Annotated in this window: 11 protein-coding genes; 4 read left to right on the forward strand and 7 right to left on the reverse strand. The window is 63.1% G+C overall.

Annotation, left to right across the window (positions count from 1 at the left end):
• Positions 1-109: 109 nt before the first annotated feature.
• Positions 110-529 carry an SRPBCC family protein gene (locus B5T_RS02080; protein WP_014992795.1) on the forward strand — a complete coding sequence of 140 codons (420 nt, stop codon included), beginning with the start codon at positions 110-112 and terminating at the stop codon, positions 527-529.
• A 15-nt stretch (positions 530-544) separates the two neighbouring features.
• On the opposite strand, the gene B5T_RS02085 is transcribed toward B5T_RS02080, so the two are convergent.
• From B5T_RS02085 to B5T_RS02095, 3 genes are all read right to left on the reverse strand, one after another.
• Positions 545-889 (reverse strand): YciI family protein, encoded by a 345-nt coding sequence (locus B5T_RS02085; RefSeq protein ID WP_014992796.1) that lies wholly within the window; start codon positions 887-889, stop codon positions 545-547.
• A gap of 21 nt (positions 890-910) precedes the next feature.
• Positions 911-2,176 (reverse strand): RNA polymerase sigma factor, encoded by a 1,266-nt coding sequence (locus tag B5T_RS02090; protein WP_014992797.1) that lies wholly within the window; start codon positions 2,174-2,176, stop codon positions 911-913.
• A 74-nt stretch (positions 2,177-2,250) separates the two neighbouring features.
• Entirely contained in the window at positions 2,251-2,610 is a 360-nt protein-coding gene (locus B5T_RS02095) for a YciI family protein (protein ID WP_014992798.1), read from the reverse strand.
• 293 nt (positions 2,611-2,903) lie between these two features.
• Between B5T_RS02095 and B5T_RS02100 the strand changes: the two genes are divergently transcribed.
• A complete protein-coding gene (locus B5T_RS02100; RefSeq protein WP_014992799.1) occupies positions 2,904-3,293 on the forward strand; it encodes a nuclear transport factor 2 family protein in 390 nt (129 codons plus the stop codon).
• Positions 3,294-3,393: 100 nt separating this feature from the next.
• Here B5T_RS02100 and B5T_RS02105 read toward each other — a convergent pair whose 3' ends face one another.
• From B5T_RS02105 to B5T_RS02115, 3 genes are all read right to left on the reverse strand, one after another.
• Positions 3,394-4,521, reverse strand: a complete 1,128-nt coding sequence (locus B5T_RS02105; protein ID WP_014992800.1) for a zinc-dependent alcohol dehydrogenase family protein — start codon at positions 4,519-4,521, stop codon at positions 3,394-3,396.
• A gap of 10 nt (positions 4,522-4,531) precedes the next feature.
• Complete coding sequence (locus B5T_RS02110; RefSeq protein WP_014992801.1) at positions 4,532-5,914, reverse strand: membrane protein; 1,383 nt, start codon at positions 5,912-5,914, stop codon at positions 4,532-4,534.
• 62 nt (positions 5,915-5,976) lie between these two features.
• Positions 5,977-6,744 (reverse strand): TSUP family transporter, encoded by a 768-nt coding sequence (locus B5T_RS02115; protein WP_014992802.1) that lies wholly within the window; start codon positions 6,742-6,744, stop codon positions 5,977-5,979.
• Positions 6,745-6,904: 160 nt separating this feature from the next.
• On the opposite strand from B5T_RS02115, the gene B5T_RS02120 reads away from it, so the two are divergent.
• Together B5T_RS02120 and ypfJ are read left to right on the forward strand one after the other, a co-directional pair.
• A complete protein-coding gene (locus tag B5T_RS02120; RefSeq protein WP_014992803.1) occupies positions 6,905-8,272 on the forward strand; it encodes a hypothetical protein in 1,368 nt (455 codons plus the stop codon).
• A gap of 98 nt (positions 8,273-8,370) precedes the next feature.
• A complete protein-coding gene (gene ypfJ / locus B5T_RS02125; RefSeq protein WP_014992804.1) occupies positions 8,371-9,261 on the forward strand; it encodes a KPN_02809 family neutral zinc metallopeptidase in 891 nt (296 codons plus the stop codon).
• Positions 9,262-9,601: 340 nt separating this feature from the next.
• On the opposite strand, the gene B5T_RS02130 is transcribed toward ypfJ, so the two are convergent.
• Positions 9,602-12,658: an efflux RND transporter permease subunit gene (locus B5T_RS02130; protein ID WP_014992805.1), complete on the reverse strand. Its 3,057-nt coding sequence runs from the start codon at positions 12,656-12,658 to the stop codon at positions 9,602-9,604.

Consider the following 12,658-nt stretch of genomic DNA (forward strand, 5'->3'; position numbering starts at 1 on the left):
GGACCTGTGCTTGCCCGCGCCGGGTCACAACAATGGAACGCTATGAACCAGGGCGACGGCACTCAGGCCGTCGTCCTCGGGGGCTGCTTTTTGATAACGGGTGGGTGCCATGCAACGTATTGAGATTAACCGGAGCTTTCCGTTTTCGGTGGAGAAACTGTTCGACTTCCTCAGTGATCACGAAAACCTGGAACTGATTTTCGCGCCGGCCAGAATTCAGCGGATCAAGGATGGTGTGGATACCCCCAACGGCGTCGGTTCCGTGCGTCGTATGCGTATCCTGATGGCGCCGCCGTTCGAGGAAACAGTGACCGAAGTGGTGCCCAACGAGCGGATCGCGTACCGCATCAGCAAGGGCAGCCCGCTGAAGAACCACCAGGGTGTGATGAGCTTCTCCGCGCAACCGGACGGCGGCAGCCATCTGCACTACGTGATCACTTTCCAGGGCAAATTGCCGCTGATGGGGCCGCTCATCAAGGCCGGGCTGCAACGCGGCATCGAGCGGGGGCTGAGCCGGCTGCAGCTTTAGTCGGGGTTGCAGCAGTCAGGGTTGCAGCTGCCGCACCGGCCGTACTTCCACACAACCCACCCGCGCCGCGGGAATCCGTGCCGCCAGCTGGATCGCCTGATTCAGGTCGCGGGCGTCGATCAGGTAGAACCCCGCCAGTTGTTCCTTGGTTTCGGCGAAGGGGCCGTCGGTCACCGAAGTGGTGCCTTGATGCAGGCGCACGGTGACCGCGGTGTTGACCGGTTCCAGGGCTTCTGCGGCGACCAACTGGCCGCTGGCCTCCACGGTCTCGCAGTAGGCCTCGCATTCGGCGTCTTCCGGACTTTCCGGCAGGCCGTGCAGCTTTTCTTCCTCGCAGTAGACCAGGCACAAATATTTCATCGATTGATCCTCAACAGGGCGTTATAACGAAGATGGGATAACAGAAGACAGCTCCGCCACCCGTTTTTCCAACAGGCGCCGCTCCGCCCCCTGGCGGCTCAGCGTCAGAGCCTCCTGGTAGACCCGCAGCGCATCCTGATGGCGGCCCAGCCGCCGCAGCAGATCGGCGCGGGCGGCCCGGGCCGGCAGATAGCCGTCCAATTGGCCGCCGGCCAGCAACTCGTCGACCAGTTCCAGACCCGCTTCCCAGCCATCCCGCATGGCCACCGCCACTGCCCGGTTCAGTTCGATCACCGGCGACGGGCTGGTGCGCAACAAAACGTCGTAGAGGCCGACGATCTGCGGCCAGTCGGTCTGGTCGGCGCTGGCGGCTTCGCCGTGCACCGCGGCGATGGCGGCCTGCAACGTATAGGTACCGAACCGGCCCTCGCCCAGGGCGCGCTCCACCAGGGCGGTGCCCTGTTGAATCAGGTCCTGGTCCCACAATGAGCGGTCCTGATCTTCCAGCAAGATCAGATCGCCCTGGTGATCCAGGCGGGCCGGCCGCCGGGCCTCGATCAACAGCATCAGCGCCAGCAGGCCGCGCGCTTCGGATTCGGGCAGTAACTCCACCAGCAAAGCGCCGAGACGGATGGCCTCACGGGACAGATCCGGGCGTGTCAGATTATCGCCGGAGGAGGCGAAATAACCCTCGTTGAAGACCAGATAAATCACCTGCAGTACGGAGTCGAGCCGCTCGTTGAGTTCCTGCCGTTCCGGCACCTGATAGGGGATGCCCGCCTGGCGGATCTTGTTCTTGGCACGCACGATGCGTTGCGCCATGGTCGGCGTGGCCACCAGGTAGGCGCTGGCGATTTCCTCGGTGGTGAGGTCGCACACCTCCCGCAGGGTCAGTGCCACCCGGGCGTCGGCGGGCAGGGCCGGGTGGCAGCAGGTGAAGATCAGCCGCAGACGGTCATCTTCCAGCTCTTCTTCCTCGCCGGGTGGCGGCACGTCCTTCTCCAGGCGCCGGGCGATCTCCTCCTGGGAGGCATCGAAACGGGCGCGCCGGCGCAGGGTGTCGATGGCCTTGAAGCGGCCGGTGGAGACCAGCCAGGCCCGGGGCTGTTCGGGAATGCCGTCCCGTGGCCATTGCTCCATGGCGGCGATGAAGGCGTCCTGCAGAGCCTCCTCGGCCAGATCGAAGTCGCCCAGCAAGCGGATGAGCGTGGCCAGTACCCGGCGGGATTCCGCCTGGTACAGAGAGGCCACCTGACGTTGCAGCGCCGGTGAGGCGGGGCTGTCCATGCGTCGCTCCTGGGCTTGCCGGACCGGTTGGGAGGTGGAGAGCTTGTTCATGCTAACAACAACCGCGGATCGCATCATGGGGTTTCCTCCGCTGTCGTGACCGGCCGCACTTCCACCGCGCCAAGCCGGCAAGCGGGCAGGTGAGCGGCCAGGGCCAGGGCTTCATCCAGATGGGCCGCTTCCAGCACCAGCCAGCCGGCCAGTTGCACCGGTCCTTCGGTGGCCGGCCCCGGTTCGATCTGTCGCCGTTCATTACGGTATCGCAGAGTGGTGGCGGTGAGGGTGGAGGCCACCATGCCGCTGGCGTGCAGTCTTTGATGCTGGCGTAATTGTTGGCGTAACGCCCGGGCGCTGTCACGCAGCGCCCGCCGCTCATCCGCCGGCAGGCGTTCCAGAGCGTCTTCGTTCACGTAAATCAGACACAGGTACTTCATTGGCGCTCCCGTTTCCCGCCCGGCTGTCCTTGAGTAGTCGTGTGGGGAAAGCGGAATTCGACAGCGACCAAACCACCAGTGGTGTCCCATAATTCGCTGGCAAGCCAGCTTCCCACAGAGGGGCCACGAAGCCGCTGTGGGAAGCTGCCTTGGCAGCGAATCGGCGTGCCAGCCTCTTCTGATGGTGACAGCGCGCGCCAGTGTGCTATCGTTGGTCTCTGTTATGTTTACGGTGTAAACAATAAGACGCAAAGACAATCCCTGACGATAAAATCCAACGAGAGGATCTGGCCGTGATAGAAAAAACCATCGCCGAATGGCATAAGCTGGTGGAGGCCCGGGATGCCGCCGGGCTGGATGCGATTCTGGCCGACAACGTGGTGTTCCACTCGCCGGTGGTGCATACCCCCCAGGAAGGCAAGGCGATCACCTCCCTGTACCTGACCGCCGCCCTGCGTACCCTGAATAACGAGCACTTCCGTTATGAGCGAGAGATTCTTGACGGTAATAACGCGGTGCTGGAATTTTCCACCAATCTGGAAGGGATCCACATCAACGGCATCGACATGATCCACTGCGATGATCAGGGCCGTATCGATGACTTCAAGGTGATGGTCCGCCCGTTGAAGGCAGTGAACAAGATCCATCAGATGATGGCGGCGATGCTGGAGAAGCTGAAATAATAGGACGCCTACACGCAACACGCTTGCACGCGGACCCTCGATTTCTGGAAGGCCGTTCGTATTTTTGCGTGCTGGCGTGTCGCGTGTAAGCGTGCAGGCGCTAGTCGAACAGAATCACCTGCCGGATGGCTTCGCCATCGGCGAGGCGGTCGAAGCCTTCATTGATGTCTTCCAGTTTCAGCCGATGGGTGAGCAGCTTGTCCACCGGCAGACGGCCGGCCAGGTACAGCGCCACGTACTCGGGAATATCCAGGGCCGGCACATGGCCGCCTAAATAAGAGCCCAGCAGGCTGCGCTCTTCCGCCACTAGTTGCACCGGGCTCACCGCCATGCGAGTGCTGGGGTGCGGCAGGCCGGCGGTCACTGTTTTGCCGCCCTTGCCGGTGGCGGCGAAAGCGAACTCCAGCGCCGGGCCGACACCGGCGAACTCCGCGGCGATGTCCACGCCGCCGCCGCTGATTGCCTTGACTTGTTCCACCGCGTCCTCATCCCTGGAATTCACCACATGAGTGGCGCCCAGGGATTTGGCCATGTCCAGTTTGTCCTGGGCGATGTCGGCGGCGATGATCTGACGGGCGCCACCGGCCACCGCGCCTAGTACCGCTGACAATCCAACACCGCCGAGGCCCACCACCAGCACGGACTGGCCGGCGCGCAAACCAGCGGTGTGCACCACCGCACCGACCCCGGTGAGCACGGCGCAGCCAAAGACGGCGGCGATATCGAACGGCAGGTCCTTGTTGACCTTCACCGCGGAGCGCCGTGAGGTCACCGCGTACTCGGCGAAGCCGGATACGCCCAGGTGGTGATTCACGGTGTGTTCGTTCTGGTGCAGGCGCATGCCGCCGCCGAGCAGGGTGCCTTCGTTGTTGGCGGCGGCGCCCGGCGCGCACAGAGCGGCACGGCCATCAAGGCAGTAATCGCAGGTGCCGCAGCTGGGGACGAAGGAGAACACTACATGATCGCCGATTTCCAGATCGGTGACGCCATCACCCACTTCCATCACTTCGCCGGCGGCTTCGTGACCCAGGGCCATGGGCAGAGGGCGCGGACGGTTGCCGTCGATCACCGACAGATCCGAGTGGCACAGGCCGGCGGCGCGTACCCGCACCAGAATCTCGCCGTGTCCGGGGGCATCCAGTTCCAGCTCTTCGATCTTCAGTGGCTGGGATGTTTTGTAGGGGCGCTGGGCGCCCATTTCGCGCAATACCGCGGCACGTGTTTTCATCGCTCTCCCCTTACTCTTCCGGAGCCTTTTGCTCCAGATCCTTCGTGAAGGTCTGATCATTTTCACCAGTGAAGAACTGGCGGCCGTAAATCAAAAAACACAGGGCCACGCCAACGGCGAAAGCCCAGGTGGCGCCCTGGGTGGCAAGGACCGCGGCGGTGACGCCGGCGATACCCAGGTCCCGCTGACTGCGGGCTTCCAGAATGCCAATGCGCACGCTGACGTAGCCCTGGATCAGCAGGGTCAGCGCCAGCGCCACGCCGAGAATCGGTTCCACCAGGCTGACGATGGGCATCAGCAGAAGGCCGGTGTTGGTGCCCCAACGGAACGAGCCGGCGCCGCCGAAAATGGAGTCCATGGCCTTACGGCCTTCCTTGAAACGCTCGGTAATGACCACGTGCATGGCCGCCCACAGCGGGCCGCACATGGCCACATCGGGGCCGATGATGCTCATGGTGGCATTGCGGCCGCCAAAAATCATATGCGCCCGGTCGGGATCGTAGTCGATCTTCTCGTCCTTGCGGGCTTCGTCCGCCTCGGTGAGCAGAGCCTTGCCCTGCAGCACGTCACCGAACAGCACGATATAGGCGGCCAGCATGGTCGGGATCGCCTGCAGGAACATGGCCGCCGAGGGCAGCCCCAGGCCGAACACGGTGTACTCATTCCAGAGCGTGGCGAAATCCGGTTTGGTGAAGCCCCACTCGATGGTGGGCCAGGGCGCTTCAGCAAAGATCGGCGCCACCACGATGGCCAGAGCGATGATCGGGAAAATACCCAATTTGCCGAGCGTGGCCCAGAACGCATTGCGCTTCTTCAGGACATTGAAGTGGCGGGAAAAGATCAAATAGAAGGCGATGCCAATGGCAATGGAAATGGTCCAGGGGAAGCTTTCAAAGCGGCCGCCGACCTTGAACACGGTGATCACCGCGGCGATGCCGGCGCCCATGATGATGCCGGCCTTGATGGCCGGCGGCACCACGTTGACCACCTTGCGAGACAAGCCGGTGAGGCCCAGGAAAATACAAAAGCCACCCAGTAACAGCTGGAAAGCGATCAGCGCATGCACACGCTCCGGGCCTTCCGGGAAGCCGCTGCAGTAGGCCATCAGCAACGGGATCGCCGGAGTGATCCAGCCCGGCACCACGGGGTCGCCCAGCAGGTGGTGAGTCAGATACAGAATGCCATTGAGCAATACCACGGCGAGGGCCGCCTCGAAGGGCATGCCCAGTAGCTCGGTCATCAGCGGAATGGCCGCCAGGTCCACCGCGCACATCAACAGCCCTTGCAGATAATCGGGCCACTCGAAACGATAGTGGATAAAAGGCAGACGCAGCTTAAATGGGCCGACAGGCCAATAGAGAGTTTCGCCGTCCGGGCGTCGGTAGTCGCGCATAGTGAGGGCCGTACCTACTGGTGGGAATGACAGGGGTCAGTTTAGGCCGCAGCCCTCCCGGGTCAAGCGCCGCTGCCCAGCGTGGTCACCAGATAGCGAGCCAGCATGGCGACGCAGACCACCACGATCAAAGGCCGGATCAACCGGGCGCCGCCGCCGATCACGGCGTGAGCACCGAGGCGCGCGCCCAGCAACTGGCCGGCCACCATCACCGCGCCGGTGGCCCAGAGCACCTTGCCGCCGGCGATGAACAGGGCGAGCGAGGCGATGTTGCTGGCGAAGTTGAGCGCCTTGGCACGGGCGGTGGCGGTAATCAGGTCGCGGCCGCGCAGTGCCACTTCCACCAAAGCAAAAAAGGAGCCGGTGCCGGGGCCGAAGAAACCGTCATAAAAGCCGATGCCCGGAACCAGGGCGCGTTCGTAGGTCTTGTCGCTGACCCGGGGCGCCCGTTCCACCTGACCGGCGCCCTTTGAAAACAGAAAATAGAGGGCGATGATCACCAACACCACCGGAACCAGAATTTCCAGAATATCGGTGTGCATCACTTGCACCAGGATAGTGCCGAGGGCACTGCCGATCAGGGAGGCGAGGAAGGCCCGGCGCACATCGGCGATGCGGAAACGACGCCGGCGCCACAACGTGAACGCAGCCATGCCGGAGCCAAACGTGCCCTGCAACTTATTGGTGGCCAGCGCCTGCACGGGCGACAGGCCGGCCAGCATCAAGGCGGGCAGTGTCAGCAAGCCGCCGCCGCCGGCCAGGGTGTCGATGAAACCGGCGAGCAGCGACACCGCCGCCAATATCAGCAATATGGAGAGGTCTAATTCCACGATATCCCTTCCTGGCGAGGGCCTACTTTACCCCGGCGGATGGGGGGCTGGCGATGGGCGTCACTATGTTGCAGCATGATCTGCGTTACCATCGCGGAAAGGGAAGGTGATGGAGCGGCGTCGCCGGGGCCTCCGGCGTGGACGATTGAGGGTGTTATTGATGGTGGTGTCGGGACAAGGAAGGCTGGTGGGCTGGTTCACGGCGCTGCTGGTGCTGTGGTCGCTGACGCTGAGCGGATGCCAGCTGCTACCGCGGGAGCCGTTGCCCGAACCGGGGGTGGCCGGTGACGCCGGGCGGGATCAGCCCGGTACCTTGCATTTTCAGATCTCTCCCGGACATACCGGATCCTATTACGGCTGGCAGGTGGAAGTGACCGCCGCCGAGCATAACAAGGGCTTCATCTCGTTCACCTCCCGGCCAATGGAAGCGGGCCAGCGTCTGGACGCGCGCCTCTGGGCGGATCGATATCAGGTGCGGGTGTTGCATTTGGGGCGGGTGCGATTCCAGGAATGGGTGCCGGTGTCCGCCGGCGGCGATACTCTGATAGCGGTGAAACTGAGCTTTGTGCGGAGTACCGTTACGCCCCATGTGGGCGTGGAAGCTCGCGCGCGCCTGTACGGCAAGCCTTCCCGGGTACGTGACCTGTCCAGTAACTACCAGCCGTTTACCGTGCATGCCGGTGACGGTCTGCGGGTGATTTTCGATGGGCCCCAATACCGTGGTGAGCTGGCCGGCCCGGGGCGGCTCGAGTTCATCCAGAATGGCGCCACGCTGGCCACCATGGCGCAGGCGCGCATCGCCGCCAATGAGATCATCGGCGAGTTACGTTTCAAGGATGAGCGTAAAGTGGATCAGGCGCTGAACGGTGCTTTCTCGTTTCCCGATGGTACCGTTTCCGAATGGGCCGACGGCCGCCGCTTTGAAGGGGCATACCGGGGGCTGCAACCGGATCAGGGCAAATTGCAACTGCCCGACGGCGACCTCTGGCATGGCTCGGTGGAGTTGTTGATGCCGAGGGGGCCGGGTGTGCTCAAGCGTCGCGATGGCAGTTGGCTGGAGCTGCCTGCCGGCAGTGATCTGCTTACCCTCACCGGAACCGTGCCTTGCGGCCGGAGCAGTGGTGACAGCCGTCAATGTCATTACCTGGATGGCCAGCGTCTGTCCTCGGAAGCGGATTTGAAACGGCGCCTGGCCAGTCGCCAGACCGCTTCCTCCGGCCCCGCCGCCGGCTGCCAACTGGCCCAGGGTCATTTCAACCGTGGGCTCGGCCGCAGCCGGTTGTTGCTGGGGCCCGGTGGCGAAGGGGAGTTCGAGCAGTACTCCGGCAGCCGCCGGTTCCGTTTCTATACCGAGTTCGAATACCAGGCGCAGCCCGAACGGTTGGATGTGAAGTACGGTGAGGGCAGTTACATCCACGTGGAGAGCGGACAGGTCCTGCACCGTACCGGTATCAGTGAGGTGGCCTTGCCGTGCCGTTTCGACGGCCACACCCTGTGGCTCGAAGGAAAGCCCTACCAGCGTGATTGAAGCGCAAGCGCGCTTGGGAAGCTCCTGAATAAGTATGACGATGTCGCTGTTGCAGAAGACGTCGTCATACTTATTCAGAGACGTAGGTGGGTGCCATCATGCGTTGGCGAGGAAGACGACAAAGCAGCAACGTGGAGGATCGCCGGGGTCAGCCGCTCAGCGCCGGCAGTGGCGGCGGGGGCGCGGCTGTGTTGCTGCTCCGGGTGGTGCCCTGGCTGTTGCGCAGCAAGACCGGCCGGGTGCTGCTTCTGGTGGGCGTGGTGGGTTACGTCGGTGCCCGTTTGCTGGGAATCGACGTGTTGTCGATGGGGCAGGGGAACCTGACAGCGGAGCGGGGGCAGCCGTTGTCCGCCGAACAGCAGGAACTGGCGGAATTTTCCGCCGTGATACTGGCTGAGACGGAAGACACCTGGCGGCGTATTTTCGCTGGTATGGGGAAACAATACCGTGAACCGACCCTGGTGTTGTTCAGCAATGGCGTGCGTTCCGCCTGCGGCACCGCCAGTTCCGCGGTCGGCCCTTTCTATTGTCCCGGCGACCAGCAGCTTTATCTGGATCTGACCTTCTTCAACGAATTGCGCCGGCGCCACGGCGTGCCTGGGGATTTTGCCCAGGCCTATGTGATTGCGCACGAGGTGGGCCATCATGTGCAGACCCTGCTGGGTATCAGCCAGCGGGTACGCCAGGCCCAGTCCGGTCTTTCCCGGGCCGAGGCCAATGCCCTGTCGGTGCGGCAGGAATTACAGGCGGATTGCTTTGCCGGGGTGTGGGGACATGAGGCCGGACAAAAGCAACTGCTGGAGGAGGGGGACCTGGAAGAAGCCCTGACCGCCGCCAACGCCATCGGTGACGACACTTTGCAAAAGCAGGCGGGGCGTGCGGTGGTGCCGGACAGCTTCACCCATGGCAGCTCGGCCCAGCGGATGAAATGGTTCCGGCGTGGATTCGACAGCGGCGATATCAGCGCCTGCGATACGTTCGCGGGTTGAGACAAAAGGGTTCGTCGCGGTTTAGAGGGAAACAGGATTCCCCTCCATTGAGGGCAGCGGGGCTGTGTTAGGCCTTTGCGGGAACGCCGTAAATACATCCCTGTAAGCTCCCGGTCGAACGTCCCTGTTCGACAGGGTCCCACAAAGGCCTAACACAGCCCCGCTTCGAGGTAACCGACGGCCGTTTCTGGAAAGGGAAAGGATGTCCTGTCCACCGCGAGCAAACCACCACACCGGGATGGAAGGCCTCCGTGCAGACCCGTGCCCTCGATGGAGACGCCCATTCCCTGAATCAAAAAAAGGGGGCTTTCGCCCCCATATGGACCACCCATCGCCTGGATTAGCGGGCCGGACGAGGAACCCTGAACCAGGCGGCGTACAGCGCGGGCAGAAACAGGAGCGTCAGGGCAGTGGCGACGATCAGGCCGCCCATGATCGCCACGGCCATCGGGCCGAAGAAGTCGCTGCGGGACAGCGGGATCATCGCCAGCACCGCGGTGAGCGCGGTGAGGGCGATAGGCCGGAAGCGCCGTACCGTGGATTCAATGATGGCTTCGTATTGGCCGCGTCCCTGGGCCAGATCCTGGCCGATCTGATCCACCAGAATCACCGAGTTGCGCATGATCATGCCGGCCAGCGCGATGGTGCCCAGCATGGCGACGAAGCCGAACGGTTGACCGAAGAACAGCAGGAACAGGGTGACGCCGATCAGCCCCAGGGGCGCGGTCAGGAACACCATCACCGTCAGCGAGAAGCTGCGCAGTTGCAGCATCAGCAGCGTCAACACCACCAGCACGAACAGCGGCATGCCGGCGTTCACCGATTTCTGGCCGCGGGCGGATTCCTCCACGGTGCCACCTACTTCCAGCAGGTAGCCCGGTGGCAGGGCATCACGGATATCCTGCAAGGTGGGCTGGATCTTGTTAACCAGAGTGGCGGGCTGTTCGTCGCCGTAAATGTCGGCGCGGACAGTCACCGTCGGCAAACGATTGCGGTGCCAGATGACGCCTTCCTCGAAGCCGTATTCCAGGGTGGCGATCTGGGACAGCGGCACACTGCGGCCGTCCTCGTTCTGCACCGCCAGACTCGGTAACAGCCCCAGTGCTTTGCGCTCGCGGGCATCGCCACGGACTTCCACGTCGATCAACTCGTTGTCTTCCCGGTACTGGCTGACCGCCACCCCGGACAGCGAGCTTTGCAGAGCCTGGGACAGATCGGTGGTGTTGACGCCGAGCGCCCGGGCACGGTCCTGGTCGATGTTCAGGCGCACCACCTTGCTGGGTTCTTCCCAGTCCAGATGCACGTTGCTGACCTGCGGTTGCTCGCGTATTCGTTCCGCCACCTGGCGGGCCAGATCACGAACTTCGCCGATGTGCTCCCCGGATACCCGGAACTGGATCGGGTAGCCCACCGGCGGGCCGTTCTCCAGACGCGACACCCGCGAACGCACGGTGGGGAAGTCCGCCGCCAGCGTGTCGATCAGCCAGGAGCGAACTTCTTCCCGCTCCTCAATATTGCGGGTCAGCACAACGAATTGGGCGAAGCTCGCCGCCGGCAGTTGCTGGTCCAGAGGCAGATAGAAGCGGGGAGATCCGGTGCCGACATACGCCACGTAGTTCTCCACCTGGTCGTTTTCCGCCAGCAGGGCTTCGAGCCGCTCCGCCTGAGCCTGACTGGCTTCCAGTGAACTGCCTTCGCTCAGCTTCAGATCCACCATCAGTTCCAGTCGCGCGGAAGGCGGGAAGAACTGTTGCGGCACGAAGCGAAATAGCGCCACCGCGCCAATGAAGATCGCCACCGTCATCACGATCACGGTTTTGCGGTGGTAAACACACCAGCTCACCAGCGCGCGGAAACGGCGGTAAAACGGCTTCTGGTAGGGGTCGTGAACTTCACCGGCGTCATTGCGGCGCGCCAGATTGGGCAGCAGCTTGTCGCCCAGGTAAGGCACGAACACCACCGCGGTAATCCAGGACACCAACAATGACAATGTCACCACCTGGAAAATGGATCGGGTGTACTCGCCGGTGCCGGACTGGGCCGTGGCGATCGGCAGAAAGCCAGCCGCGGTAATCAGGGTGCCGGTGAGCATGGGGAAGGCGGTACTGGTCCAGGCGAAACTGGCCGCCTTGATCCGGCTCAGACCCTGTTCCATCTTGATCGCCATCATCTCCACCGCGATGATGGCGTCGTCCACCATCAGCCCCAGCGCCAGCACCAGCGCCCCGAGCGAAATCTTGTGCAGGCCGATGTCGAAGTAATTCATCAGCGCGAAGGTCATCGCCAGGACCAGGGGAATGGATAACGCCACCACCAGACCGGTGCGCAGTCCCAGCGAGAAAAAACTCACCAGCAGCACGATCACCAGGGCCTCCACCAGCACCCGCACAAAGTCGCCGACGCTGGCGCGTACCGCCGCCGGCTGGTCGGAGACCTTATGCAGTGACAGGCCAGCCGGCAGAGTGTCCTGCAGGCGCGCGAATTCCTTTTCCAGGTTTTCACCGAGGGCGAGAATGTCGCCGCCTGCCTTCATGGAGACCGCCAGGCCAATGGCGTCCTCACCCATGAAACGCATGCGCGGTGCCGGCGGGTCGTCGAAGCCACGGTAGACCTTGGCGATGTCCTCCAGGCGCAGGGTGCGGCCCTCGAATCGGATGGGGAAGCGGCGGATCTCCTCCACGCTTTGGAAATTACCGGAGGCGCGCAGGCGCACGCGGTCGGAGGGTGTCTCAAAATAACCGGCGTCGGAAACCGCGTTCTGTTGTTGCAGGGCCTGTTGCACCGCGCCGAGCGGAATGCCGAGGGCGGCCAGCTTGGTATTGGACAGCTCTACCCAGATTTTCTCGTCCTGCAGGCCAAGCAGCTCCACTTTGCCCACGTCCTTGACCCGTTGCAGGGCCAGTTGCAGGCGGTCGGCGTAGTCTTTCTTCAGCGCGTAATCGAAGCCGTCACCGGTGAGCGCGTAGATATTGCCATAGGTAGTGCCGAACTCGTCATTGAAGAACGGGCCCTGGATACCCTGGGGCAGGGTGTGGCGGATATCGCCCACCTTCTTGCGCACCTGATACCAGAGATCGGGAATGTCGTCGGAGTGCATGTCGTCCCGCGCCATGAACATGACCTGGGACTGACCGGGGCGGGAAAAGGAGGTGATGCGGTCATAGTCCCCGGTTTCCATCAGCTTCTTTTCGATACGCTCGGTGACCTGACGGGAAACGTCCTCGGCGCTGGCGCCGGGCCACAGCGTGTTCACCACCATGACCTTGAAGGTGAACGGCGGGTCCTCGCTTTGTCCAAGCTGGCTGTAGGAAAGCGCGCCGAGGGCGCCCAGAAGGATCATCGCGTAGAGCACCAGGGCGCGGTTGTGCAGCGCCCATTCGGACAAATTGAAACGCAT

Origin of the sequence: Alloalcanivorax dieselolei B5 (assembly GCF_000300005.1) — a bacterium.
Taxonomy (GTDB): Bacteria; Pseudomonadota; Gammaproteobacteria; order Pseudomonadales; family Alcanivoracaceae; genus Alloalcanivorax; species Alloalcanivorax dieselolei.